Origin of the sequence: Streptomyces sp. NPDC056160 (assembly GCF_042268205.1) — a bacterium.
Classification (GTDB): Bacteria; Actinomycetota; Actinomycetes; order Streptomycetales; family Streptomycetaceae; genus Streptomyces.
In genome coordinates this window covers 136926-163292 of the sequence record NZ_JBHJUW010000001.1, presented here as the reverse complement: position 1 = coordinate 163292, position 26367 = coordinate 136926, and the positions used below count along the sequence as shown (strand labels likewise).

The following is a 26367-nucleotide window of genomic DNA, read 5'->3' as shown; positions in this document are numbered from 1 at the left end:
CGTGCACACGCTCCGTACACGCTCTGCGCAGGGCGCGGACAACGCGCAGTCCGGGAGGCGCAGTTCGCCTCCCGGACCGTTCCGCCGCCCGCGGGGATGAAGGCGGCGGTGTCCCCCAGCCCACTGGATCCAGTACAGCGGGCCGACCCACGCAGAGACCATGGAACCGGTCCCCCGATGGCCGGAGAAGAGCGCACGGGCGGGCGCACGACCACACAGAGGGGGCACGTCGCCACGGTGCGTGCAGGGCCCGTACTTCCGTGCGGGCCACAATCCCGCCAACCGGAAGAATGCCCCTTAACGCTTGGGATGCGGCGAACTACGCTGGGTTTACGAATGCCGCGTGGTTATGCCAGCGCGGCAGCCGTCTGTGTCGAGGGGTGGCGCATGTCCAGGGAGCAACGCGGGCCGAACGAAAAGCTCGGCGCCGTTCTCGCCCTCGCGGGAATCAGCAACGCCGGACTCGCGCGGCGCGTCAACGACCTCGGCGCCCAGCGCGGGTTGACCCTCCGCTACGACAAGACCTCCGTGGCGCGCTGGGTGTCGAAGGGGATGGTGCCGCAGGGCGCGGCGCCGCACCTCATCGCGGCCGCCATCGGACAGAAACTCGGCCGCCCGGTGCCGCTCCACGAGATCGGCCTGGCGGACGCGGACCCCGCGCCCGAGGTGGGCCTCGCCTTCCCCAGGGACGTCAGCCAGGCGGTGAAGGCGGCCACCGAGCTGTACCGCCTCGACCTCGCGGGCCGCCGGGCCGGCTCCGGCGGCATCTGGCAGTCGCTCGCCGGATCGTTCGCGGTGACCGCCTACGCGACGCCGGCCTCCCGATGGCTGATAACCCCGGCCGACAGCTCGGTGGCGCGCGAGGCGGGCGGAGCGGAGGGCTCGGGCGCACCGATCAAAGTCGGCCACAGCGACGTGCAGAAGCTGCGGGAGGCCGCCGAGGACGCCAGGCGCTGGGACTCCAAGTACGGAGGCGGCGACTGGCGTTCGTCCATGGTGCCCGAGTGCTTACGGGTGGAGGCGGCGCCGCTCCTCCTCGGGGCGTACTCCGACGAGGTCGGCCGTGCCCTGTTCGGGGCGTCGGCCGAACTGACCCGGCTGGCCGGCTGGATGGCCTTCGACACCGGCCAGCAGGAGGCCGCCCAGCGGTACTACATCCAGGCGCTGCGCCTGGCACGCGCGGCGGCCGACGTGCCCCTGGGGGGATACGTCCTGGCGACGATGTCGCTCCAGGCGACCTACCGCGGCTTCGGCGACGAGGGCGTCGACCTCGCGCAGGCCGCCCTGGAGCGCAACCGCGGCCTGGCCACGGCCCGCACCATGAGCTTCTTCCGGCTGGTCGAGGCACGGGCCCACGCGCGCGCGGGCGACGCCCAGGCGGCCGGCGCGTCCCTGAAGGCGGCCGAGGGCTGGCTGGAGCGGTCCCGGGAGGGCGACAACGACCCGACCTGGCTCGGCTTCTACGGCTACGACCGCTTCGCCGCCGACGCCGCGGAGTGCTACCGCGACCTGAAGGCACCGCGCCAGGTCCGCCGCTTCACCGAGCAGGCGCTGTCGAAACCCACGGAGGAGTTCGTGCGCTCGCACGGCCTCAGACTGGTGGTCTCCGCGGTCGCCGAGCTGGAGTCGGGCAACCTCGACGCGGCCTGCGAGCAGGGGGTGCGGGCGGTGGAGGTCGCCGGCCGCATCTCCTCGGCGCGCACCACCGAGTACGTCAGGGACCTCCTCCATCGGCTGGAGCCCTACGGCGACGAACCGCGCGTGGCCGAACTGCGCGAACGGGCCAGACCACTGCTGATGACCACGGCCTGAGCTGCCCGAACCGCCGGGGGCGCCCCCGGCGCGACGCTTCGGGCGCTCCACCCGCTTCGGCCGCTTCGGGGGCCCCGATGCTTCGGGAACTCCGGGTGCTTCGGCCGTCCGTCTTGCGACGGGTTGCCCGGCCGCGGGCGGGTGCCCGGCTGCCCCGGTCGCAGGCCGCTTCGGCGCGCCGGTCCGCCCGACCCCGGTTTGAAGGCATTGTCAGTGGCGCAGTGCACTATCGGGAGCGGGAGGTGGAGCAGGTGCGGAAGATCGCTCACGACTGCGATGCGCTGGTGATCGGGGGCGGCATCGTCGGCTTGTCGACGGCGTACGCGATCACGCGTGCCGCGCCGGGCACCCGGGTGACGGTGCTGGAGAAGGAACCGGGCCCGGCCCGGCACCAGACCGGACGCAACAGCGGGGTGATCCACAGCGGGATCTACTACCGGCCCGGCTCGCTCAAGGCGCGCTACGCGGTGCGGGGCGCCGCCGAGATGGTCAAGTTCTGCGCGGAGTACGGCATCGCGCACGCCGTCACCGGCAAGCTGATCGTCGCCACCGAGCGGGAGGAGCTGCCCCGGCTGCACGCCCTGGTGCAGCGCGGCCGGGAGAACGGGATACCGGTGCGCGAACTGGGCGCCTCCCAGATCGAGGAGTACGAGCCGGAGGTGCGCGGCCTCGCCGCGATCCACGTGGGTACGACGGGCGTCTGCGACTACACGGGCGTGGCCCGGCGGCTCGCGGACGCCTCGGGCGCGGAGATCCGCTACGGCGCCCAGGTCGTCCGCGTGGACCGGCGGCCCGACCTGGGCGTGGCCGTGCGCACGGCAGGCGGGGACGTCGTCCGCGGGCGCGTGCTGGTCAACTGCGCCGGGCTGCACTGCGACGAGGTGGCGCGGCTTACCGGGGACGAGCCGGACGTGCGGATCGTGCCCTTCCGGGGGGAGTACTACGAACTGGCACGGCCGGAGCTGGTGCGGGGGCTGGTGTATCCGGTGCCGGACCCGGCGTTCCCGTTCCTCGGCGTGCACCTCACGCGGGGGATCGACGGTGGCGTGCACATCGGGCCCAACGCGGTGCCGGCGCTGGCCCGCGAGGGGTACGGCTGGGGGGTCGTACGGCCCCGTGAGCTGGCGGGCACGCTGAGCTGGCCCGGCTCGTGGCGGATCGCCCGGCGCCACTGGCGGTACGGGGCGGGGGAGCTGCGGCGGTCCGTGTCCAAGGCGGCGTTCACCGAGGCGGTGCGCAGGCTGCTGCCGTGCGTGGAGGAGAGCGACCTGGTGGCCGCCCCCGCGGGGGTGCGGGCGCAGGCCGTCCTCCGGGACGGGACGCTGGTGGACGACTTCCTGATCCGGGAGGGGGCCCGGGCCGTGCACGTGCTGAACGCCCCGTCCCCCGCGGCGACGGCGTCGCTCCCGATCGGGCGAGAGGTGGCACGCAGGGCACTGGGGGCACTGGCGACCGCGGGATGAGCTTGCGGGCACCGACGGCGGTGATACCCGCACGGGGCTGCGCGGAGGCCTGAGCAGCGCCCGAGCCGCCCAGCGGTGGCGCCTGACAGGACTCGGAGATGCCTGGCGGAGGACGCGGGGGCGCCTGACGGGAGCGGGACCTGGGGATGCCTGTCGGACGTGGACCCCCGCCCGGGAACGCCTGACGGGGACCCGGGCCGGACCGTCCCCGTCAGGCCCGGGGGCGACAGCCGAGCGGCCCGTGAGGAGAAGGCCGTCCGAGGGGCCCGAGAGGCCGTCCCCGGGGGCGTCTCAGCGGAGACCCCAGGTGCCCCCAGCACCCCGAGTGCCCCGAGTGGTGCCCGCGCGGAGGTTCGAGAGACCGTCCGAGGGGGGACCCCAGCGGCGATCCCGAGCGCCCCCAGCACCCCGAACGGCACCCGCATGGAGGCGGCACGGAGGTTCGGGAGGGCCCTCAGGCCCCGCGGCGGCACCGGTGGGGGAAGCCCGGGGACGTCTGCGGAGCCGCCCCGGGGCCCGCTCGACGCCACCCGGCCCGCCCGGCCCGCCCAGCCCGTAAAATGGATCGCACTGTGTCTGACTCGTTGAACACTCCCGCCGCCCCCACTCCCCCGCACACCCCCGGGGTGTCCGTCCGGCACACACGGGCGAAGGGGGAGCCGCGGTTTCCCGACGGGCCGCAGGCCGATCCGGCCGGGTCGCACTTCGAGCGGCGGATCCGCAGCTTCCAGCCGCGGCGGAGCCGGGTGACCGCGGGGCAGGCGGACGCGCTGCAACGGCTGTGGCCCCAGTGGGGGCTGGACATCGACGGCCGGCGGGTGCTCGACCTGGCCGAGCTCTTCGGCAACGCCCGTCCCGTCGTCCTGGAGATCGGGTTCGGCATGGGCGAGGCCACCGCGCAGATGGCCGCCGCTGACCCGGACACCAACATCCTCGCCGTCGACGTGCACACCCCCGGCCAGGGCAACCTGCTGAGCCTCGCCGACCGGGACGGGCTCACCAACGTCCGGGTCGCCAACGGCGACGCGATCATCCTGCTGCGCGAGATGCTCACCCCCGACTCCCTCGACGGGCTGCGCGTCTACTTCCCCGACCCATGGCCCAAGAAGCGGCACCACAAGCGGCGGCTGATCCAGCCGGAGTTCCTGACGCTGGCCGCCACCCGGCTCAGGCCCGGCGCGGTCGTGCACTGCGCGACGGACTGGGAGCCGTACGCCGAACAGATGCTGGACGTCCTGACCGCCCACCCCGCCTTCGAGAACACGCGGCCCGACGGCGGTTACGCGCCCCGCCCCGCCTTCCGCCCCCTGACCCGCTTCGAGGGCCAGGGCCTGGACAAGGGCCACCTCGTCAACGACCTGCTCTTCCGGCGCGTACCGCACGGCGACGAGCACCCTGCCGAACGCCCCGCCCGGCACTCCGGTCTCGCCTGACGCACCACCGCACCCCGGCCCCGGCCCCGGTCCCGGCCCCGGGACGCGACCGCCAATCCCGAACGCCAGTACCCACCGCCGGCCCGGTCTTCGGTCCCGGCCGCTGTCCCGGCCGCTGGTCCGGGCCGCCGGTCCGGGCCGCCGGTCCGGGCCGCCGGTCCCTGCCGACGCGACGCGGCACCATCGCGATCGTCCCCTTCCCTCGTTAGGGTCAATGACGTGGCCACCTGTCCCCCGTACCCGACGTATCCCAGCGGTCCTCCGCCCATAGCCGACGGCCGGCCGCGACACGCGCACTGGTGGCACAGGCGGTGGGTGCGCTACGGCGCCCTCGCCGCGCTGCTCGCGCTGTCCGGGCTCGTCATCCTGGCCCTGGTCCGCCGGCAGACCGGCACGGAAGGGTTCCTGGTCGGTCTCGGCCTGGCCGTGCTGCCGGTCCCGCTGCTGACGGCCGCCTTCCGCTGGCTGGACCGGGTCGACCCCGGCCCCTGGCGGAACATGGTCTTCGCCTTCGCCTGGGGCGCCTGCGCGGCGGCGCTGATCGCGATCGTCGCCAACAGCTTCGCGACCAAGTGGATCGCGACCGCGACCGCCGACCCGGTGGGCGCGGACACCCTCGGCGCGACCGTCATAGCGCCGGTCGTGGAGGAGTCCGCGAAGGCCGCCGCCGTCCTGCTGATCTTCCTCTTCCGCAGACGCGACTTCACCGGCATCGTCGACGGTGTGGTCATCGCCGGGGTCACCGCGACCGGCTTCGCCTTCACCGAGAACATCCTCTACCTCGGCACCGCCTTCGGCACCGACCAGATGACCGGCGGCCAGGGCATCGCCTCCGTCACGGCGGCGACCTTCTTCGTGCGCGTGATCATGTCGCCGTTCGCGCACCCGCTCTTCACGGTCTGCACCGGCCTCGGCTTCGGCCTGGCCGCGCTCGCGGGAGAACGCCGGCGCCGGCGCCGCCTGCTGCTGCCCCCGGCCGGGCTGCTGCTCGCGATGGGCATGCACGCGTTCTGGAACGGCTCGTCGACCTTCGGCCGGTTCGGGTTCTTCGCGGTCTACGGCGGCTTCATGGTGCCCGCCTTCGGGCTGCTGACGTGGCTGGTCGTCTGGACCCGGCAGCGGGAGCTGCGCACCATCCGCGAGGAACTGCCCGCGTACGCCGCCGCCGGGTGGCTCACCCCCGCCGAACCGTTCGCCCTCGGGTCGATGCGGGCGCGCCGGCTGGCCCGCGAGTACGCCGGCCGGCACCTCGGCAAGCCCGCGGCGCGGACCGTCGCGCAGTACGAGGCCTACGCGACCTCGCTGGCGTTCCTGCGCCGCCGGGGGCGCCTCGGGCGGGTCGGCGCCGACTTCGGCGTGCGCGAGCGGGAACTGCTGCACGAACTGTGGCGCAGGCGCGAGGTGGCCCAGCCCGCCCTGGACCACGCGGCACGGATGACCGCACCGCCGGTACGCGTCTTCGCGGCGCCCTGGCCGGCGTACGGCCTGTACGGCTACGGCTACGGGCACGGACAGCCTCACGGCCGCCCGCCGCTTCCGTACGGGCAGGGTCCGTACGGGCAGCAGAGCCCGCACGTGCAGCCTTCGTACGGGCAGAGTCCGTACGGGAGTCATCGGTGAGCCACGGGCCGTGAGGCCGTGAGACCGCGCAGCCAGGGGGCCGTGGTCCGCGAGGCTCAGGCAGATGCCCGGGTGAGCCGCGCGACCTCTTCGTCCGTGAGGTCCAGCTCCGCCACCGCCAGCAGGGCGGGGAGCTGTTCCACCGTCCGGGCCGAGGCGATCGGGGCGACCACCGTCGGCTGGGCCGCCAGCCAGGCCAGGGCCACCGTGGCCACCTCGGTGCCACGGGCACGGGCGACCTCGTCGAGCGCGGTGAGGACCTTCTGGCCGCGCTCGGTCGCCAGGTGCTTGGCGGCGCCCCCGGCGCGCGGGCTGTCGACCGTCGCGCCCGGCCGGTACTTGCCGGTCAGGAAGCCGGATGCCAGTGCGTAGTACGGCACGGCGGCAAGGCCTGCCCGCTCGGCGAGGTCTCGCAGGGCGCCCTCGTAGGTGTCACGGGAGACGAGGTTGTAGTGCGGCTGGAGCGCCACGTACCGCGCGAGTCCCTCGCGCTCGGAGAACTCCAGCGACGCGGCCAGGCGCTCGGCGGAGATGTTGGAGGCGGCGATGTGCCGGACCTTGCCCGCCTTCACCAGTTCGTCGAGCGCGCCGATGATCTCCTCGACGGGTACCTCGGGCTGGTCGAAGTGCGTGTAGTAGAGGTCGATGTGATCGGTTCCCAGACGCTGGAGGGAGGCGTCGGCCGCGGCCCTGATGTTGGCCGCGGACAGGCCCTGGAAGTCGGGGTGCTGGCTGACCTTGGTGGCGATGACGACGTCGGAGCGGTTGCCGCGCTCCTTGACCCACTTGCCGATGATCGTCTCGGACTCGCCTCCGTGGTTGCCCTCCACCCACGCCGAGTAGGAGTCGGCGGTGTCGATGAAGTTGCCGCCGGCGGCCGTGTAGGCGTCCAGGACCGCGAAGGACCGCGCCTGGTCGGCGGTCCAGCCGAAGACGTTGCCGCCGAGGGCGAGGGGGAAGACCTCGAGGTCGGACGGGCCCAGCTTGCGCAGAGAAGTCATGCCCCACATCAACGACCAAGGCGGAGCGCTCCATTCCGCGCCCCGCCGGTGGCCGGCGCAAAGCTTGCGCAAACCACCCGGTCGGACCGTCAGGGAGTGAGGCCCTTGCCCTGGAGCCACGCCATCGGGTCGATGCCGGCGGCCTGGCCGTCCGGGTGGACCTCCAGGTGCAGGTGGGGGCCTGTGACGTTGCCGGTGGCGCCCACCCGGCCGATGACCTCGCCGGTGCTCACCTTCTGGCCGGCCGTGACGTTGATCGACGACTGGTGGCAGAACCACAGCTCGGTTCCGTCGTCCAGGGTGAGGACCGTGCGGTACCCGTAGGCGCCGGCCCAGCCCGCCTCGGTGACGGTGCCGCTGTGGACGGCCTTGATCAGGGTGCCGGTGGGCGCGGCGAAGTCGAGGCCGGTGTGGTGCCCGGAGGACCACATGGAGCCGGCCTGGCCGAAGGTCGAGGTGAGGGTGTACGAGGAGGTCGGCAGCGTGTACTGCTTGGCGAGGGCGGCCAGCCGGGCCGCCTCGGCCTTCTTCCGGGCCTCCTCCTCCGCCTTCTTCTTCGCGGCGGCGGCCCTGGCCTCGGCCTCCTCCTTCGCCTGGGCGGCGGCCTGCTCGGCCTGCCGGGCGGCCTTCGCGGCAGCCGCCGCCTCCGTGGCCGCCCTGGTCTTCGCCTCGGCCTGGTTCTGCTGCTGCTCGGCCTGGGCCATGATGCGGTTGCGCAGCGCCTCGCCCGCGTCGGAGGCGTGTTGCGCCGTCGTCCCGGTGGCTTCCGTCGCGTCGGTCGCGTCAGCTTCGTCCGCCGCGCCGGCCTGGGCCGCGGTGACGTCGCTGAGCGCGGTCGCGGAGCCCTCGGGGCCGTCGTGGCCGGAGCCGTCGAAGAGGGCGCCCACGGCGGGCAGGCCGTGCAGGTCGGGCAGAGCGATCGAGACCGGCGGCTTGCCGGTGTTGGCGCTGGCCATGCCACCCGCACCGACGGCCGCTATGACGCCCACGCCGAGCACAGTGGAGCTGCGGGCGAGCCCGCCGCCGCGCTGCTTGGCGACCCGGTGCCGGCCACGGACGGGACGGACGGACTCCTCGGTGGGGTTCCACTCCTCCCAGGGGCCCTCGTCGGGGCGCCGGCCGCCGTAGGCGAAGGGCTCGGTGCGCCGGCTCGGCACGGACGGGGCTTCTGAGGCAGGCCGGTTGGACGCCACGCGGGCGTGCTCCTTTCCTTCCGTCTCGCCTACCGGGTTAGCTGACGGGTTCGGAGCGGGAAGGTCTCCTACGCGCGTCAACCAGCCGTGTGCGTACGGCGGATGGCGCCCGATTCACCCCAAGTTGGTGGTTCCCCGGTTCCCTCGCGGGATTCGGCGCGCGCGCACGGAGCCGCCTCGGGTGACGGCTGGGACGACCGCGCTGCGTTATCGAACGTTAATAGACCCGGGGCTCCGATTCCAAGCCGTCCGGCTTGATCATTAAACCTTTTTGGCCAGGATCTACGTCTCACAGGTGATGAAACCGGGGCAAGTTGACTTGAGTTCAGGCCATTCAAGGGCGCCGTCCAGCCAGGGCGCCTGCATGCGTTTTACTGATGGTGTGTCAGTTGTTATGCGGACGGGGACCGCTCGCTCACGACACGTGACGATGACTCGGGTCGGCATCCGGGGCGATACCCGGGTCGATGCCTCGGACCGACGACCCCGGCCGATGACCCGGCGGCCGGAGAAAAACACTCAGGGCCGGAATTCTCATCGAATTCCGGCCCTGAGTCTTCAGTAGCGGGGACAGGATTTGAACCTGCGACCTCTGGGTTATGAGCCCAGCGAGCTACCGAGCTGCTCCACCCCGCGTCGGTGAAACCAGTGTACGTCATTCTGGGGGTGGAATGCACACGCGTCACAGCAGGTGGCGGTTGGGCGCCTTGGCCCGGCTCTCGAACTCCGGCAGGACGACGACGTCCGCGCCCTCGCGCGCCAGGACCCCGGTGCCGTCGGCCGACTCGACGAACGTGTCCGGCTCCCGCCAGGCCGTGACCACCCGGCGTACCCCCGCGTCCAGAATCAGCCGGGCGCACGGTCGCGGCCGGGAGGCGCGTCGGGCGCACGGTTCCAGGCTGCTGTACACCGTCGCCCCCGGCAGACGCGGGTCCCCCGGGTCGATCTTCGCGAGCGCGGCCTCCTCCGCGTGCACCACCGGATCGCCGGCCTCGCGCGAGTGGCCACGCGCCAGCTCGGTGCCGTCGGCGGCCACCACCACCGCGCCCACGCTGAACGCCGTCCGCGACGGCGGGCACTCCCCGGCCAGCTCGCACGCGATCCGCAGCCAGTGCCGGTCGGCGGGGGCGGCGTCGCCTCCGGCGCCGGGTTCCGTGGGCTCGTAACGCATGAGGACGACGTCCCCGAGGGCCCGCGTCTCCACCAGCCTCAGCCGCCCCCGCTGGTAGGCGCCCGGCCCGAACAGCCGCGGTGCCCGCGGGTCTCCCACGAGGAGCGGCGCGAGCACGAGTTGCAGCTCGTCGGCGAGGCGCTGCTGGAGCAGCTGGGTGTGCACCGTGCCGCCGCCCTCGACCATCAGCCGGCGGACCCCGCGCACGTCGTGCAGGTGTGCCAGCAGCCGCCGCCAGTCGAGTTCGCCGCCCAGCGGCACGACGGAGACGGTGCCGGTGCCGGTGCCGGAGCCGGTGTCGGCGCCCACGCTCGTGCCGGTGCCGGGGAGGCCCGCACGGCGCAGGCGTTCGGCGCCCTCGTCCGTCGTGTAGACGGTCTTCTCGCCGCCCGTCCGGAAGAAGCGCGCCCGCGGGTCCAGCTCCCCGGAGGCGCTGACCGCGACCTTCAGCGGATGCTCCGGCCGGCCGGCCGCGAGTCGGGCCGCGCGCCGCTCGGGCGAGTTGACCAGCAGGCGGGGGTTGTCGGCGCGCACGGTCTTGGCCCCGACCAGGATGGCGTCCGCGGAGGCCCGTACCGCGTCGACCCGGTCGAAGTCGGCGCGGCCGGAGAGCAGGAGACGGCTGGGGCCGGTGTCGTCCAGGCAGCCGTCCAGGGAGACGGCGGCGGACAGGAGGACGTAGGGGAAGGGCATCGGCGCGCTCTCTCTCGGCGACGGACGGGCTCGGAGGCGTGGGGGCGCCTCGGGCTTTCTACCAGCCCGGCCCGCACGGGAGTGCGCCTTCGGACCGGAGACCGAGGACACCTGGTCAGCCACCGGGTCGGTCACCCCGCCGGTCGCCGGGGCGGTCACCCCGTCCAGCGTCCCGAGGTGAAGGTGACCGCGAGGACGACCGTCAGCGGTGCCACCACGCCGGCGTAGGCCTCCTTCACCCAGCGCCGCCGCAGGCTCCAGTGGGCCAGGCCCGTCCACAGCGGCCACCAGAGCAGGGTGGCGCGCGGCACGGAGAGGTACCAGTACGACGTGCCCAGCGCCCACAGGTTGAGCGCGACGAACACGGCCTCCGGCCAGCGACGGCGGACCAGCAGCACGGCCAGCAGCGCCACGCCGACGGCCATGGCGGCCAGCTCCAGCTGGAACTCGACGGCGTACCCGGTGCTCTGGAGGTGGCCGAAGGCGTTCTTCCAGGTGTTGCGGAAGGCTTCGGCGGGGCTGTGGAAGTCGCGGTACCAGCCGCGCTCCTCGGCGTGTTTCCAGGCCATCCAGTCCCCGGTCCGCACCCGCAGGTAGCCGGTGTACGCGGCGGCGGGCACCGCCGGCAGCAGGCACCAGCCCAGCGGGCGCAGCCGCCGGGGCAGCGAGGGGCCGCCCGCCCGGCCCTGTGCGCGCACGACGATCAGGAGTTCGACCGCGATCGCGGCGGCCAGGAACAGGCCGCTGATCCGTACGGTGGTGGCGGCCGCGCCGAGGAGAGCGGCGAGCGGCCAGTTGCGGTGCTTGGCCGCGAGCCAGGCCGGGAGGGCGAAGGCGAGGAAGAGCGCCTCGGTGTAGCCGGCGGCGAGGAACACCGCGGCGGGCGAGAACAGCAGGAGGGTGGCGGCCCGCGGACCGGAACCGTCGTCGGCCGGCCGGCCGAGTCCGGCGATCCGGGCCAGGGCCACCACGGCCACCGCGCCGCTCACCAGGGAGATCAGCAGCCCGGCCACGGTCCAGTTGGGAACGACGGTGTGGACGGCGCGCAGCGCGAGGGGGAAGCCGGGGAAGAAGGCGACCCGGTTGTCGTGCGGGGGATCCAGGCCCGGGAACGGGTCGAAGTAGCCGTACTGGGCGATGTGCTGGTAGTGCACCCAGTCCCACTGCTCCCAGCGGGACAGCCAGGTGGCGGGCGTCTTGTCCGAACCGGCGGCGGGGGTGAGCCAGGCGCTGGCGTAGGCGACGAGCCACAGTCCCAGGCGGGTGAAGAGGTACAGGCGCAGTACGCGCAGGTCGGTCGGGGTGAGCCGGCTGGTTATTCGCCGCAGCAACGGCCCGCCGGGCGGGGCGGACCCGGTGGCGGAGGCCGGGTCCGGCGCGGGGGTGCCGTCCGCCCGAGGGGTGCCCGGGGTGCCCTGTGTCTCGGTGGCGGGCAGGGTCGTGGTCATCGGGCGTCCGTTCCTGGTGGGGTACCGGGCGGGCCGGCGGGAAGTGGTGGGAGGGACCTGTGTCCGGGGTGTGTGGGCGGGGGCGGGTCCAGTGCTGTGACCGGAAAGGTTCACCGGCTCGCGACGCCCGGCACGGCCCTAGCCGGGCGGCCCGGTGAGAGAAGAACTGCTGGGCGGGGGCGCCGTCCTCGGGGGCGGGGTGTGGGAGGCCGACGAGGAACTCGTCGCCGACCCCGTCGTCCCCGTCGTCCCCGTCGTCCCTGCCGTCCCCGTCGTCCCTGCCCTCTCCGTCGTCCCCGTCGATCCCGGCGGCCGGGTCAAGGACGACGGAGAGGTGCTGTCCGGCCACGGCCGGCCGGACGTGGCGACCGAGGTGGGCGTGCCGCTCGGGGACTGCCGCGGTGACGGTGACGTCCCCGGCGAGGAGGGGGAGGGCAACCGGCTCGAGGCGGGACGCGGGCGGGGCGCGCTGGGCTCGACGTCGACACGCGTGCCGGGCAGCAGGAACACACCGACGCCGACTCCGGCGACCGCCAGGAGCGACCCGACGGCCCGTTGCGCCCTGCGCGCCCTGCGGCGGGCCCGTACGCCGGCCCACAGGCGTTCGCGGTTCCGGGGTTCGAAGGGGGTGTGCTCCTCGGCGGCGCGCATCATCTGCGTCAACTGCCGTTCGAAGTGGTCCATGGTCTCTCCTTCAGCCCACCGACTCGCTGACGTCGTCCAGGAGCTGCCTCAGGCGTGCCACTCCGCGCGCGGCGTGCGACCTGGCCGTGCCCACCGGGCAGCCCAGCGCGTCCGCCACCTGCCTCTCGGAGAGGTCCTGGTAGTAGCGCAGCACCACCACGGCCCGCTGCCGCGCCGGCAGCCGGGCCAGTGCCGCCTCCAGCCGCGAGCGCTCCGCCACGGTCGCGGAGACGTCACCCGCCACGGGCGTCTCGGGCAGTTGGTCGACGGGGCGCTCGCCCCACCAGCGCCGCCGCGCCGAGCGGGCCGCCGCGCGCGCCATCACCCTGCGGACGTACGCCTCCGGCGCCTCGTGGGCCACTTTCGGCCACACGAACCAGAGTTTGACGAGGGAGTCCTGCACCAGGTCCTCCGCCCGGTGCCGGTCACCGCCGGTGAGCAGCCGGGCGAGGTGGAGCAACGCCGACCAGCGGGCCGCCACGAACTCGTCGAACTCACCGGCCAGAGCCTGCCGCATCCACACCGTCCCGTTCCCGCCCATTGCCTACACCTGGGGACAAGACTGTGGCAGGGCCAGTTCTATGCACTCACCCGCTGTGATCCGGGTCACCGCACGGCCGGACGCGGCCGGTTGCCCAAGGCGCCGCTCCCCGGACGAGGTTGACGTCGTTCGTCGAGGCGCGGCGCGGACACCGGCCAGGAGCTGCCCGCGACCACGTCGCCACGTCCCACCAGAGCCGGTCACCCCGCACACGCCGCAGCGCCCCGCCCGGTCGGAACCGGTCGGGGCGCTGCGCTGCGGGCCGGGGGGGGACACCCTCCCCGCGTCGGTAGGCCCTGTGGGACTCGAACCCACAACCAATGGATTAAAAGTCCACTGCTCTGCCAATTGAGCTAAGGGCCCGGGCGACGTTGCTCCCCCGAGCATAGCCCCAGGAGGCCGCGTCTTTGATCGGGTATCGGTCGGCGAGGCCCCGACTGCGCCGTACGGGCGCCGGTGGCGGCCGGCCCGGGACCGTATGGCGTCTCACGCCCGGCCCGCGGGTGGTGCCGGGGTGGCGGGGGTGCCGGTGTCCTGGTGGCCGCCGTGGTGGCCGTGGGACGGGTCGAGGAACCAGTGGCGGGCCGAGACGAGCCACCAGAGCGCGGCGGAGCCGAGGACGACCAGGACGGCGACCGGGGCGTAGTTGAAGGTCTGCCAGGTGACCGGGGAGACCTGGGGGAGCATGAAGAGGACCGTGATCACGCCGACCCAGAGCACCGCCACGATCCCGATCGGCCGCGACCAGCGCCCCAGGTGCCAGGGGCCCCGCTCGAAGGCGTCGCCCTTGCGTACCCGCAGCAGCGTGGGGATGACGTAGGCGATGTAGAGGCCGATCACCGCGATCGACGTCACGGCGGCGTACGCGGTCTCGTTGATCAGGTAGGGCAGGCCGAGGACCAGGGCGCCGAGCGCGGCCAGCCACACGGCTGCCACGGGGGTGCGGGTGCGCGGGCCGACCGTGTGCCACAGGCGGGAGAAGGGCAGCGCGCCGTCGCGGGAGAAGGCGTAGATCATGCGGCTGTTGGCCGTCACCGAGGCCATCCCGCAGAAGAGTTGCGCGCCGATCACCACGAGCAGCAGCAGTTTGCCCGCGCTCGCGCCGAGGGCGTCCAGGAGGATCTGGGCGGGCGGGGCGCCGGTCGGGGAGTTCAGCTCTCGGCCGTAGTCCTGGATGGCGTAGGTGAAGCCGAGCAGCAGGACGAAGCCCGCTATCCAGGAGGTCCAGATGGAGCGGACGATGCCCTTCGGGCCGGCCGTGGACGCGTCGCGGGTCTCCTCCGTCATGTGGGCGGAGGCGTCGTAGCCGGTGAAGGTGTACTGGGCCATCAGCAGACCGAGCAGGACGACGTACACGCCGCTGCCCCAGCCCGTGTTGTCCACGTAGTGGGTGAAGACGAAGGACGTCGAGCGGTGGTGGTCCGGCACGAAGGCCAGCGCGGCGACGATCACGGCGACGCCGAGCACGTGCCACCACACGCTGACGCTGTTGAGGAAGGCGACGATGCGCACGCCGAAGGTGTTCAGCAGGCCGTGCAGGAGCAGGATCGCCGTGAAGAGGAGGACGGTCCGGCCGGGGGTGACCCCGAAGCCGAACTGGAGGTTCAGATAGGCGCCCAGGAAGGACGCGGCGCCGAAGTCGATGCCGGCTGTCACCGCCACCTGGCCCAGCACGTTGAACCAGCCCGTGAACCAGGCCCAGGCGGCGGCCGAGCGCGGCGGCGCCAGGCGGTGGGCCCAGAAGTACAGGCCGGCGGAGGTCGGGTAGGCCGAGCAGATCTCGGCCATCGACAGGCCGACGAACAGGGTCATCAGGCCCACGCCCACCCAGCCCCAGGTGATCACGGCGGGGCCGCCGGTGTTCATCCCGAAGAGGTACAGCGTCAGACAGCCGGACAGGACGGAGATGATCGTGAAGGAGACCGCGTAGTTGGCGAACGCCGACATGCGGCGGGCGAGGACCTGCGTGTAGCCGAGCTGGGCCAGCCGCTCCTCGTCCGAGGGGCCGCCGGCCCCTGGCGCCGGCTCTGACGCTCTGGCGTCGTCATCTGTCATGCCCCCAGCAATTCCCACACCGGGGGTGTGACATGCATCACCCGGCAAGCCGAAAGGGCCCGTACGACCGGTGTCGTACGGGCCCTCTCGAGTCAGCTCACAAGCTGTCAGCCGTTGCGGTCAGCCGTTGCGCCGTCAGCCGTTGCGCTTCCAGCGCGGCTTGTCCTCGCGGCGGCCGAAGGAGCCGCCACCGCGGTGGTCGTCGCGGCGGCCGTAGGGGCGCTCGTGGCCGCCGGTACGGAAGCCGGGACGGTCGCCCTGGCGGTCACGGTTGAACGGACGGTCGCTGCCGCGGTGCCCGCCGCGCTCGTCGCGCCGCGCCGGACGGTCGTCACGGCGGAAGCCACCGCGGTCGTCACGACGGTCGTCACGGCGGTCGAAGGAGCGGGGAGCGCGGTCGCGGTCGCGGTCGTCGCGGCGGAAACCGCCCCGGTCGTCACGCCGCTCGAACGAACGGCCACCACGGTCCCGGTCCCGGTCGCGGTCGAAGGAACGCTCACCGCGGTCGTCCCGGCGGAAGCCACCGCGGTCACCACGGTCGCGGTCGAAGGAACGGCCGCCGCGGTCGTCCCGGCGGAAGCCACCGCGGTCACCACGGTCACCGCGCTCGCTCCGGTCGCCCCGGTCGCCCCGGTCGAAGGAACGGTCGCGGTCGTCGCGGCGGAAACCGCCCCGGTCGTCACGCCGCTCGAACGAACGGCCACCACGGTCCCGGTCACGGTCACGGTCGAAGGAACGCTCACCGCGGTCGTCCCGGCGGAAGCCACCGCGGTCACCACGGTCACCCCGCTCGTCGCGCCGCTCACGGCGGTCGTACGACGACGGAGCCGCCGTACGCTCCTCACGCTCGCCCCGCTCCGCGCGGTCGACGTCCTGCGCCGCGGGCTGCTCCGGCACCGACACCTCGGCGGACCGCTCGGCCGCCGCCTGCGCCTCGGCCACCGCCGCCTCCGGGTCCTCGCCGCGCTCGCGGGCGACCCGGGCGACCAGCCGGTCGGCCTCGTCGCGCAGCTCGGACGCGCGCCGCTGCGCCCGCTCCAGCTGCTTGGTGAGGTGGGAGACCTCGCGCTCGGCCTGCTGCGCGGCGTTGCCCGCGGACTCGGCCTGCACCTCGGTCATCGAACGGGCGCCGGTGATCTCGGCGACCTCCGGATCGAAGGCCGCGCCGCCCTGGATGATGTGGCGCGAGGCGTCGACGCCCGCGTCCTCCATCAGGCGGAAGATCTGGCGCCGCTGGTGCGGCAGGGAGAGGGAGACCACGGTGCCCGTGCGGCCCGCGCGGGCCGTGCGGCCGGCGCGGTGCAGGTAGTCCTTGTGGTCCCCGGCCGGGTCGACGTTCAGCACGAGGTCGATGCCGTCGACGTGGATGCCGCGCGCGGCGACGTCGGTGGCGACCAGGACGTTGACGTACCCGTCCTTGAAGTCGGCCAGGGTGCGGGTGCGGGCGCCCTGGGTCATGCCGCCGTGCAGGGCGTCGGCCTTCGCACCGGCGTCGCGCAGCTGCTCGGCCACGCGGTCGGCGCCGAGCTGGGTGCGCACGAAGATGATGGTGCGGCCCTTGCGGGAGGCGATCGCGGCGGTGACCGGCGCCTTGTCCTTGGGCTTCACGACCAGGATGTGGTGCGACATGGTCGTCACCGCGCCCTGCGCCGCGTCCACCTCGTGGTGGACGGGGTCGGTCAGGTAGCGGTCGACGAGGGTCTTGATCTCGTTCTCCATCGTCGCGGAGAACAGCATCCGCTGGCCGCCCGCCGGGACCTGGTCCAGCAGCTCGGTGACCTCGGGGAGGAAGCCCAGGTCGGACATCTGGTCGGCCTCGTCGAGGACCGCGATCCGCACGTCCTCCAGGGAGCAGGCGCCGCGGTTGATGATGTCGCGCAGGCGGCCCGGGGTGGCGACGAGGATGTCGACGCCCTTCTCCAGGGCGTAGATCTGGTTGCCCATGGACGTGCCGCCGCAGACGACCTTCATCTTCAGGCCGACGACGTCGCCGTAGGGCTGGAGCGCGTCGGCGACCTGCATCGCCAGCTCGCGGGTCGGGGTGAGGATGACGGCGCGCGGCTTGTGCTTCTGGGTGCGGCCGCCGGCCAGGGTGGCCAGGGTCGGCAGACCGAAGGAGAGGGTCTTGCCGGAGCCGGTGCGGCCACGGCCGAGGATGTCCTTGCCGGCCAGGGCGTCCGGGATGGTCGCGGCCTGGATCGGGAAGGGGGTGGTCACGCCGTTCTGCGCGAGCTTGCGCACGATGCCCTCGGGCAGGCCGAGGTCGGCGAAGGTGATCTCGGGGGCCTGCTCGGTGCGGTCCTCGGCCGCCCCGGCGTCCTCCCGGGTCTCCTGGCCGTCCAGGACCTGCGGGTTCTCGGGGGTGTCCTCGGCGCTCTCGGGCACGACGACGTGATCAGTACTGGCAATGGACATGCGAATGCGAAACCTTCCGGAGTCTCTTCGGCACGCGCCCGTCAACTCCGTGTTTCGCACCACGACCGCCTCGATGCGGTCCGCCACGGCAAGGGAGAGTACGCGCCACACGGCGCGCTCTGTATGGGCGCCGGGCAAATGGGATCAAACGATCTACCACCATACGCACTTCCCACCCCTCAAGGCAAACCGAGGCCGTATGCGCAGGTCAGGGCATGCACGTCCAGACCGCGGTCCTGGCCGTGCCCGGCCAGGTCACAGGGCAGGCCGTACGTCGCCGAGTCCATGCGCGGATCAGGTCCGTGCCCGGCCGGGGCGGCGCAGCCCGCCCGGTTCGGGCGCCGGCTCCCGCTGCTCGAGCTGCGGCCCCGGGCCCTCGTGCGCCGACGACGACGGCTCGGCCACCGTCGGGTCCGGCGAGGGCGGCGGGGGCGGCGGCGGGGGCGGCGGTTCCTGCGGCGGAGCGGACGTCTGCGGCGGCACGGGCACCACCTCCGTCGCCGTCGGCTCGCCCGCCCGGGGCGGCCTGCCCGGTCCGGGCGGCGCCGCGGCCGACGCGCTCGGGGCCGCCGACGGCGAGGCCGACCCGGACGGCGTCCCGCTCCGGTCGCCCTTCTCCTTCTTCCCGTGCCCGTGCTTGCCGTCGCCGCCCGCACCGGCCCTGGCCGCAACACCTCCGGACACCACCGCGCCGCCGTTGGGCACCTCACCGCCACCGCGCCCGGCGGAGTGCGACGGCCGGGCCCCGCCACCGGAGTCCTCCCCCACACTCACGCACCCGGCGGTCGCGGCGAGTGCGGCGAGTGCGGCGGCGAGACGGACGGATACGTACAAGGGGCGCACGGGGGCCACCTCCGGGAGGGAGAAGTCGCCGTGCCCAACTCCCCGCGCCCGCAAGAGGACACGCCGGTCTCCCGGGCGGCCCTCAGCCGTAGCCCAGGGTGTGCAGCCGGGCGTCGCCGATCCCGAAGTGGTGGGCGATCTCGTGCACCACCGTCACCTCGGTCTCCGCGACGACGTCCTCCCGGCTCGCGCACATCCGCAGCGTCGGCCCCCGGTAGACGGTGATCCGGTCCGGCAGCACGCCCGCGTACCACTCCCCGCGCTCGGTCAGCGGGGTGCCCTCGTACAGCCCGAGCAGCTCGGGATCGTCGGCGGGCGGCTCGTCCTCGACGAACACCGCGACGTTGTCCATCAGCCGCGTCAGCTCCGGCGGGATCCGGTCGAGGGCCTCGGCGACCAGTTCCTCGAACTCCTCGCGCGTCATCTCCAGCACAACCCCATTGTCCGGCACCCCGCCCGGTAGACGCCCTGTTCGTCCGGCGGTCCGTCCGTCAGACGCCCCACCCCTGTCCGTCAGACGCCCGGTCCGGTCCGGCGCCCGGTCCGGTCCGGCGCCCTGTCCAACCGCCCTGCCGCCCCCGCCCCGGCACAGCCCGCCCCACCCCACAACGCGGCCCGCCCCACCCGCGGAACGCGCATATCCGGCACCGGAGGCGGGCATACGCGCCCAATGGCTCGCGTCCGCCTCGCCGACCTGAACCTCCTGAAACTCCCGCGCCGCGGGAACGCCGCCCGAACCCACAGCACCCGCACCCGCACCCGCGCCCCCCGCGCCCGCCTCAGGGCGCGCTCCCTCACCCTGACCCCCGAGCCGCACCCCTGGCTGCGCGCCCTCGGGATGGTGGCCGTGGTGGTCGCCGGCGCCTGGCTGGGCCTGCTGGTCGTCGGCAACGTCCGCGCCCCGGTCGGACCCGTGAACACGACGATGGCGCTGCGCCCCTCCCTGAACGGCGGCACGAAGATCGACGTCTCGCCGCTGGGCGCCCTGAGCCTGGACAGCCATGCCGCACCGGTGCGGCTGGACGTGAACGTCGACCAGCTCGACCCGGAACGCGCCCAGGCCCTGGTCGACCATCCCGAACGGCTCTCCGGCCTCCAGGACGAGGTGGTGCACGACGTCGAACACGGCACCCTGGACCTGGCCCTGCGGTCGTGCGTCGCGGTGGTCACCGGCGCCACCGCGCTGGGACTCGCCGTCTACCGCCGTCCGCGCCGCGCCCTGGCGGCCGGCGGGCTGGCCCTGACCCTGCTCGCCGCGTCCGGGGCCACGGCCTACGCCACCTGGAACCCGAAGTCGGTGCTGGAGCCGAGGTTCTCCGGACTGCTCTCCTCGGCGCCCTCACTCGTGGGCAACGCGCGCAGCATCGTCACCGAGTTCGACGTCTACCAGAAGGAGCTGGCGCGCCTGGTGACGAACGTGACCAAGCTGTACGACGTCACCTCCACGCTCCCCGCCTACCAGCCGGACCCGACGACCATCCGGGTCCTGCACGTCTCCGACATCCACCTGAACCCGGCGAGCTGGAAGATCATCGCCTCGCTCGTGCAGCAGTACAAGGTCGACGTGATCGTCGACTCCGGCGACACCATGGACCACGGCACAGCGGCGGAGAACGGCTTCCTGGACCCGGTGGGCGACCTGGGCGTGCCCTACGTCTGGGTGCGCGGCAACCACGACTCGCCGGCCACCCAGCGCTATCTGGCACGCATGAAGAACGTGCACGTCCTGGACGACGGCCACGCCGAGACGGTGGCGGGCCTGCGCTTCGCCGGCGTGGGCGACCCGCAGTTCACCCCCGACCGCTCGGCCGTGCCCGGCGGCGACGCGGCGGAACGGCTGGCGGGTGCCCGCCTGGCGTCGTCCCTGCGCGACCAGCAGTCCAGGGGCACCCCCGTGGACATCGCCGTCGCCCATGAACCCGTGGCGGCCCGGGAGACCGACGGCGCGGTGCCGCTGGTCCTGTGCGGGCATCTGCACCACGAGGGCACGGAGATCCTCAAGTACGGCACCCGTCTGCGCATGGAGGGCTCCACGGGCGGCAGCGGACTGCGCGCGGTCGAACACGAGCACCCGGCGCCCATCGAGGCCTCGGTGCTCTACGTCGACCGGGACAGCCACCGTCTCCAGGCGTGGGACGCGATCAAGCTGGGCGGCCTGGGCCAGACGACGGCGGAGGTCAGCCGCCACCTCGCCGAGGACAACCGGCCGGGCGCCGCCCCCTCCCCGTCGCCGCCGTCCCCGGGCGCCCCCCGCTCCCCCTCGACCCCGTCCTCAGCCGCCTCCCCCTCCGGCTCGTAAACGGTTTTGGCGATACCCCCCGCCATCCCATATGCTTCTCACGTCCCCGACGCGCTGAGAAGCGCCCAGGCGGGCCGATAGCCCTCATCGTCTAGCGGCCTAGGACGCCGCCCTTTCAAGGCGGTAGCACGGGTTCGAATCCCGTTGGGGGCACGCAGTACGGTGTGTAAGACTGACAACCGTCGGTTCACACACTGCCACATGGTCCTGTGGAGCAGTTTGGAGTGCTCGCCACCCTGTCAAGGTGGAGGCCGCGGGTTCAAATCCCGTCAGGACCGCTGAGGTTTCACGTGAAACCTCGTGGCTGGGTAGCTCAGTTGGTACGAGCGATCGCCTGAAAAGCGATAGGTCGCCGGTTCGACCCCGGCCCCAGCCACAACCGCCCCCACCAGGGCACCGGGCCCCTCTCCGAGTCTCATCGGAGAGGGGTTCTTTCGTGCGCGAGGAGCCGACCGGCGTGAAAGCCCTGCACCCCATCGACCCGACGCTGCCGGCCGACCCCGCCCCCGAGCAGGTCTGGTACACCTCCTACGGCTCGAACATGGACCTCGACCGGCTCGGCTGCTACCTGCGCGGCGGGCAGCCGCCGGGAGCCGCCCGAGCCACCCCGGGGTGCCGCGACCCCCGGATGCCCGCACGATCGGTCCCGGTCGAACTCACCGGGACCCTGTACTTCGCCACCGAGTCGCAGGTCTGGGGCGGCGGCCGGGCCTTCTACGACCCCCGGGCCGGGGGCCGGGTCCTGGCCCGGGCGCACCTCCTGTCGGCCGAGCAGTTCTCCGACATCGCCGCCCAGGAGATGTACCGGGAGCCCGGCGCAGGCCTCGACCTGACGGGAGCACTCACCCACGGCCGGGCCGTGCTGGGCCGGGGCCGCTACGAGACCCTCGTCTGCGCGGGCCAGGCGGACGGCCTGCCCGTCCTCACGTTCACCGCCCCCTGGGCCGTCGGCGACGTGCCCTGGAACCCGCCGTCCGCCGCCTACGTCCGCCTCCTCGCCGGCGGGCTGCTGTCGGCCGGCGCCTGGGACGCGGACGCGGTCGCCTCGTACATCGCCGCCTGCCCCGGTGCGACGGGCCACTGGACCGAGCCGGCCGTCGCGGACGTGCTGCGCACCGTGCTGTGACTTCCCCGCCGCCACCCTGACCAGCCGCTCGTTGTCCCGCCGCCCCCGTGACCCGCGGGCACGGCGACCTCTCCGGCCACGGCCGGGCAAATCATTCGCGCGAGATTTGCCCGAGGTGAGATCCTGGGACGCGTATGTCTACGCACCCCGCCCCCGCCCTGGACACTCTGGCCGCCCGCCTGACCGAGCTGTCGCTGCGTGACGCGCACCGGCTCGGGCGCAGGCTCGAAGGCGCGCGCAGGATCCGCAAGCCGCAGGCGCGCGCCGCCGTCCTCGCCGAGATCGAGGGCGAGGCCGACAAGGCCGCGCGGCGCATGGCCGACCGGCGCTCCCGTGTGCCCGCGATCACCTACCCCGAGCAGCTGCCGGTCAGCCAGAAGAAGGACGAGATCGCGGCGGCCATCCGCGACCACCAGGTCGTCATCGTCGCCGGTGAGACCGGGTCCGGCAAGACCACGCAGATCCCGAAGATCTGCATGGAACTGGGCCGGGGCGTGCGCGGCATGATCGGGCACACCCAGCCCCGCCGGATCGCGGCCCGCACCGTCGCCGAGCGCGTGGCCGACGAGCTGAGTACGCCGCTCGGCGAGGCCGTCGGCTGGAAGGTGCGCTTCACCGACCAGGTGGACCCGGACGCCACCTTCGTGAAGCTCATGACGGACGGCATCCTGCTCGCCGAGATCCAGACCGACCGCGAGCTGCGTGCCTACGACACGATCATCATCGACGAGGCCCACGAGCGGTCCCTCAACATCGACTTCCTCCTCGGGTACCTGGCCCAGCTGCTGCCGAAGCGCCCGGACCTGAAGGTCGTCATCACCTCCGCGACCATCGACCCCGAGCGTTTCTCCCGGCACTTCGGCGACGCGCCGATCGTCGAGGTCAGCGGCCGTACGTATCCCGTGGAGGTGCGCTACCGGCCGCTGCTCGAAGAGGATTCCGAGGACGCCGACCGGGACCAGATCACCGCGATCACCGATGCCGTCGAGGAACTGATGGGCGAGGGCCGGGGCGACATCCTGGTCTTCCTCTCCGGCGAGCGCGAGATCCGCGACACCGCCGACGCGCTGATCAAGAAGCAGTACCGCTTCACCGAGGTGCTGCCGCTGTACGCGCGGCTCTCCCACGCCGAACAGCACCGGGTCTTCCAGCCGCACACCGGCCGCCGGATCGTGCTGGCGACCAACGTCGCCGAGACGTCCCTGACCGTCCCCGGCATCAAGTACGTCATCGACCCCGGCTTCGCCCGGATCTCCCGCTACAGCCACCGCACCAAGGTGCAGCGGCTGCCCATCGAGCCGGTCTCGCAGGCCAGCGCCAACCAGCGCAAGGGCCGCTGCGGCCGTACCTCGGACGGCATCTGCGTCCGGCTCTACAGCGAGGACGACTTCCTCGCCCGGCCGGAGTTCACCGACGCCGAGATCCTGCGCACCAACCTCGCCTCCGTGATCCTCCAGATGACCGCGGCCGGCCTCGGCGACATCGAGAAGTTCCCCTTCATCGACCCGCCGGACCACCGCAACATCCGCGACGGTGTGCAACTCCTCCAGGAGCTGGGCGCGCTCGATCCGGAGCAGAAGGACCCGCGCAAGCGGCTCACGACGACGGGCCGCAAGCTCGCCCAGCTGCCCGTGGACCCCCGGCTGGCCCGGATGGTCCTGGAGGCCGACAAGAACGGCTGCGCGCGCGAGGTCATGGTGATCGCCGCCGCGCTGTCCATCCAGGACCCGCGCGAGCGCCCCGCCGACAAGCAGGCCCAGGCCGACCAGCAGCACGCCCGCTTCCGCGACGAGACCAGCGACTTCCTCGCCTTCCTCAACCTCTGGCGCTACCTGCGCGAGCAGCAGAAGGAGCGCGGCTCGTCGTCCTTCCGCCGCATGTGCAAGCAGGAGTACCTGAACTTCCTGCGCATCCGCGAATGGCAGGACATCTACTCCCAGCTGCGCACGGTCGCCAAGCAGATGGGCATCCACCTCGACGAGGAGGACGCCCCGGGCGACCGCGTCCACGTCTCCCTGCTGGCCGGTCTGCTCTCGCACATCGGCATGAAGGACGTGAAGGACGGCAACAAGAACGAGTACCTGGGCGCCCGCAACGCCAAGTTCGCGATCTTCCCCGGTTCGGCGCTGTTCAAGAAGACGCCCCGGTTCGTGATGTCCGCCGAACTCGTCGAGACGTCCCGCCTGTGGGCGCGGGTCAACGCCAAGATCGAGCCCGAGTGGGTCGAGCCGCTGGCCGGGCACCTGCTGAAGCGGACGTACAGCGAACCGCACTGGGAGAAGGACCAGGCCGCGGTGATGGCGTACGAGAAGGTCACGCTGTACGGCGTGCCGATCGTCGCGCAGCGGAAGGTCAACTACGGCCGGATCGACCCCGAGGCCAGCCGGGAGCTGTTCATCCGCAACGCCCTGGTGGAGGGCGACTGGCGTACGCACCACAAGTTCTTCGCCGACAACCGCAGGCTGCTGAGCGAGGTCGAGGAGCTGGAACACCGGGCCCGGCGCCGGGACATCGTCGTGGACGACGAGACGCTGTTCGACTTCTACGACCAGCGGGTGCCCGAACACGTCGTCTCCGGAGCCCACTTCGACTCCTGGTGGAAGCACAAGCGGCACGAGCAGCCCGACTTCCTGGACTTCGAGCGGGAGATGCTGGTCCGGGAGTCGGCCCAGGCGGTCACCAAGGACGACTACCCGGACTCCTGGCGGCAGCGGAACCTGAAGTTCCGGGTGACGTACCAGTTCGAGCCGGGCGCCGACGCCGACGGTGTGACCGTCCACGTCCCGCTCCAGGTCCTCAACCAGGTCACCGACGAGGGCTTCGACTGGCAGATCCCGGGCCTGCGCGAGGAAGTCGTCACCGAGCTGATCCGCTCGCTGCCCAAGCCGGTCCGCCGCCACTACGTCCCCGCGCCGAACTACGCGAAGGCGTTCCTGGAGCGGGCCGTGCCCCTCCAGGAGCCGCTGACGGTCACGATGGCGCGTGAGCTGAAGCGCATGGTCGGGGTGCCGTTCGAGGCCGAGGACTTCGACTGGGCCAAGGTCCCCGACCACCTGAAGATCACCTTCCGGATCGTCGACGAGCGGCGCCGCAAGCTGGCCGAGGACAAGGACCTCGACGCGCTGAAGCTGCGGCTGAAGCCGAAGGCGCGCAAGGCCCTCTCCCAGGCCGCCGCGGCGACCGCCGAGCGCACCGGCGGCGAGTCGCTGGAGCGCGGCGGCCTGACCGACTGGACGATCGGTTCGCTCACCCGGGTCTTCGAGACCCGCCGGGCCGGCCAGCCCGTGAAGGCGTACCCGGCGCTGGTGGACGACGGACCGGCGGCGAACACCGTCTCGGTACGGCTCTTCGACACCGAGGCCGAGCAGGCCGAGGCCATGTGGAAGGGCACGCGCCGGCTGATCCTGCGCAACATCCCGGTGAACCCCGCGAAGTTCGCGTCCGAAAAGCTGACGAACCAGCAGAAGATCGGTCTGTCGGCCAACCCGCACGGTTCCGTCCAGGCCCTGTTCGACGACTGCGCCACGGCGGCGGCGGACCGGCTGATCGCCGACTTCGGCGGACCGGCCTGGGACGAGGAGTCGTACCGCAAGCTCTACGACAAAGTACGGTCCGAGATCGTGGACCTGACCGTACGGACCGTGGGCCAGGTGCAGCAGGTGCTGGCCGCCTGGCAGGCCTGTGAACGCCGCCTGAAGGCCGTACGGAGCCCCGCGCTGCTGGCCAATCTGACGGACGTGCGGCAGCAGTTGGACGCACTGGTGAGGCCGGGCTTCGTCACCGAGGCGGGCATACGGCGGCTGCCGGACCTGATGCGCTATCTGGTCGCCGCGGACCGCCGGCTCCAGCAGATGCCGACCAACGTCCAGCGGGACACCACGCGCATGGAGAAGGTCCTGGAGATGCGCGACGAGTACGCGTGGCTGCTGGAGCAGATGCCGCAGGGCCGCCCGGTGCCGCAGCAGGTGCGGGACATCCGCTGGATGATCGAGGAGCTGCGGGTCAGTTACTTCGCGCACGCGCTGGGCACGGCGTACCCCGTCTCCGACAAGCGGATCGTGAAGGCGATCGACGCGGCGGCGCCGTGACGGGACCTGCACACTGAGTGAGTTCGACCCGGCGGCCCGCCTCCTGTACAGTCTCTTCTCGCAGCGCAACGCGAGATCAGCGCCGCGAAACTCCCCCAGAGCCTCAAGGGTCTGGGAGGGGCTCCAGGTCCTGTGGAGCAGTTTGGAGTGCTCGCCACCCTGTCAAGGTGGAGGCCGCGGGTTCAAATCCCGTCAGGACCGCAGATGAGGGCCCGCATTCGGAAACGGATGCGGGCCTTTGCCATGCGGCTTCACGGCCCCCGATACCGGAGGCCGCGCCCGCGGCGGCAGCCGCCGTCGGACACAGCAAATCCCGTCAGGACCGCAGATGAGGGCCCGCATTCGGAAACGGATGCGGGCCTTCCCCATGCGGCATCACGGCACCCGATACCGGAGGCCGCGCCCGCGGCGGCAGCCGCCGTCGGACACAGCAAATCCCGTCAGGACCACAGATGAGGGCCCGCCTCCGTTTCCGGACGCGG

At 72.8% G+C, this 26367-nt stretch carries 17 protein-coding genes, 6 tRNA genes and 1 riboswitch; of the genes, 11 read left to right on the top strand and 12 right to left on the bottom strand.

All coding sequences use genetic code 11. The features are described 5' to 3' along the window. The first annotated feature begins 387 nt into the window (after positions 1 to 387). The 4 genes from ACFC02_RS00785 (at position 388) to ACFC02_RS00770 (ending at position 6328) form a co-directional block, all read left to right on the top strand. Positions 388 to 1812: an MFS transporter gene (locus ACFC02_RS00785; RefSeq protein WP_376350236.1), complete on the top strand. Its 1425-nt coding sequence runs from the start codon at positions 388 to 390 to the stop codon at positions 1810 to 1812. 242 nt (positions 1813 to 2054) lie between these two features. Further along, complete coding sequence (lhgO, locus tag ACFC02_RS00780; protein ID WP_376350233.1) at positions 2055 to 3275, top strand: L-2-hydroxyglutarate oxidase; 1221 nt, start codon at positions 2055 to 2057, stop codon at positions 3273 to 3275. A gap of 572 nt (positions 3276 to 3847) precedes the next feature. Continuing rightward, on the top strand, positions 3848 to 4708 hold the full coding sequence (gene trmB / locus ACFC02_RS00775; protein ID WP_376350230.1) for a tRNA (guanosine(46)-N7)-methyltransferase TrmB: 861 nt from the start codon (positions 3848 to 3850) through the stop codon (positions 4706 to 4708). A 219-nt stretch (positions 4709 to 4927) separates the two neighbouring features. Continuing rightward, the gene (locus ACFC02_RS00770; protein ID WP_376350227.1) at positions 4928 to 6328 is read left to right on the top strand and encodes a PrsW family intramembrane metalloprotease; all 1401 of its coding nucleotides are present in this window, start codon (positions 4928 to 4930) and stop codon (positions 6326 to 6328) included. Positions 6329 to 6384: 56 nt separating this feature from the next. On the opposite strand, the gene ACFC02_RS00765 is transcribed toward ACFC02_RS00770, so the two are convergent. The 12 genes from ACFC02_RS00765 to ACFC02_RS00710 all read right to left on the bottom strand — a co-directional run bounded on the left by ACFC02_RS00765 (position 6385) and on the right by ACFC02_RS00710 (position 18805). Next, a complete protein-coding gene (locus ACFC02_RS00765) occupies positions 6385 to 7329 on the bottom strand; it encodes an aldo/keto reductase (RefSeq protein WP_376350224.1) in 945 nt (314 codons plus the stop codon). Positions 7330 to 7418: 89 nt separating this feature from the next. Then, the gene (locus ACFC02_RS00760; protein WP_376350221.1) at positions 7419 to 8522 is read right to left on the bottom strand and encodes a M23 family metallopeptidase; all 1104 of its coding nucleotides are present in this window, start codon (positions 8520 to 8522) and stop codon (positions 7419 to 7421) included. 11 nt (positions 8523 to 8533) lie between these two features. Continuing rightward, a riboswitch (cyclic di-AMP (ydaO/yuaA leader) is annotated at positions 8534 to 8691 on the bottom strand. 393 nt (positions 8692 to 9084) lie between these two features. After that, positions 9085 to 9158 (bottom strand) — tRNA-Met (locus ACFC02_RS00755). A 46-nt stretch (positions 9159 to 9204) separates the two neighbouring features. Continuing rightward, positions 9205 to 10386 carry a dihydrofolate reductase family protein gene (locus ACFC02_RS00750; protein ID WP_376350218.1) on the bottom strand — a complete coding sequence of 394 codons (1182 nt, stop codon included), beginning with the start codon at positions 10384 to 10386 and terminating at the stop codon, positions 9205 to 9207. A 155-nt stretch (positions 10387 to 10541) separates the two neighbouring features. Then, on the bottom strand, positions 10542 to 11834 hold the full coding sequence (locus tag ACFC02_RS00745; RefSeq protein ID WP_376350216.1) for a mannosyltransferase family protein: 1293 nt from the start codon (positions 11832 to 11834) through the stop codon (positions 10542 to 10544). A gap of 138 nt (positions 11835 to 11972) precedes the next feature. Continuing rightward, positions 11973 to 12518, bottom strand: a complete 546-nt coding sequence (locus ACFC02_RS00740; protein ID WP_376350213.1) for a hypothetical protein — start codon at positions 12516 to 12518, stop codon at positions 11973 to 11975. Positions 12519 to 12528: 10 nt separating this feature from the next. After that, on the bottom strand, positions 12529 to 13035 hold the full coding sequence (locus tag ACFC02_RS00735) for a SigE family RNA polymerase sigma factor (RefSeq protein ID WP_360977465.1): 507 nt from the start codon (positions 13033 to 13035) through the stop codon (positions 12529 to 12531). Positions 13036 to 13349: 314 nt separating this feature from the next. Further along, positions 13350 to 13422 (bottom strand) — tRNA-Lys (locus ACFC02_RS00730). A 123-nt stretch (positions 13423 to 13545) separates the two neighbouring features. After that, on the bottom strand, positions 13546 to 15114 hold the full coding sequence (locus ACFC02_RS00725) for an amino acid permease (protein WP_376350211.1): 1569 nt from the start codon (positions 15112 to 15114) through the stop codon (positions 13546 to 13548). Positions 15115 to 15249: 135 nt separating this feature from the next. After that, positions 15250 to 17529, bottom strand: coding sequence for a DEAD/DEAH box helicase (locus ACFC02_RS00720; protein WP_376350208.1), 2280 nt, complete (start codon positions 17527 to 17529; stop codon positions 15250 to 15252). 294 nt (positions 17530 to 17823) lie between these two features. Beyond that, positions 17824 to 18372 (bottom strand): hypothetical protein, encoded by a 549-nt coding sequence (locus ACFC02_RS00715; protein ID WP_376350205.1) that lies wholly within the window; start codon positions 18370 to 18372, stop codon positions 17824 to 17826. 82 nt (positions 18373 to 18454) lie between these two features. Beyond that, positions 18455 to 18805, bottom strand: a complete 351-nt coding sequence (locus ACFC02_RS00710) for a metallopeptidase family protein (protein ID WP_376350203.1) — start codon at positions 18803 to 18805, stop codon at positions 18455 to 18457. Between the two features lie 237 nt (positions 18806 to 19042). Between ACFC02_RS00710 and ACFC02_RS00705 the strand changes: the two genes are divergently transcribed. The 7 genes from ACFC02_RS00705 (at position 19043) to ACFC02_RS00675 (ending at position 26086) form a co-directional block, all read left to right on the top strand. Beyond that, positions 19043 to 20671 (top strand): metallophosphoesterase, encoded by a 1629-nt coding sequence (locus ACFC02_RS00705; protein ID WP_376350200.1) that lies wholly within the window; start codon positions 19043 to 19045, stop codon positions 20669 to 20671. A gap of 80 nt (positions 20672 to 20751) precedes the next feature. Beyond that, positions 20752 to 20824 (top strand) — tRNA-Glu (locus tag ACFC02_RS00700). Between the two features lie 50 nt (positions 20825 to 20874). Next, positions 20875 to 20949, top strand: a tRNA-Asp gene (locus tag ACFC02_RS00695). A 24-nt stretch (positions 20950 to 20973) separates the two neighbouring features. Continuing rightward, positions 20974 to 21047, top strand: a tRNA-Phe gene (locus ACFC02_RS00690). A gap of 81 nt (positions 21048 to 21128) precedes the next feature. After that, entirely contained in the window at positions 21129 to 21797 is a 669-nt protein-coding gene (locus ACFC02_RS00685; protein ID WP_376350269.1) for a histone deacetylase, read from the top strand. 134 nt (positions 21798 to 21931) lie between these two features. Next, positions 21932 to 25885 (top strand): ATP-dependent RNA helicase HrpA, encoded by a 3954-nt coding sequence (hrpA, locus tag ACFC02_RS00680; protein ID WP_376350198.1) that lies wholly within the window; start codon positions 21932 to 21934, stop codon positions 25883 to 25885. A 126-nt stretch (positions 25886 to 26011) separates the two neighbouring features. Beyond that, a tRNA-Asp gene (locus ACFC02_RS00675) sits at positions 26012 to 26086 on the top strand. The last annotated feature ends 281 nt before the right edge of the window (positions 26087 to 26367 follow it).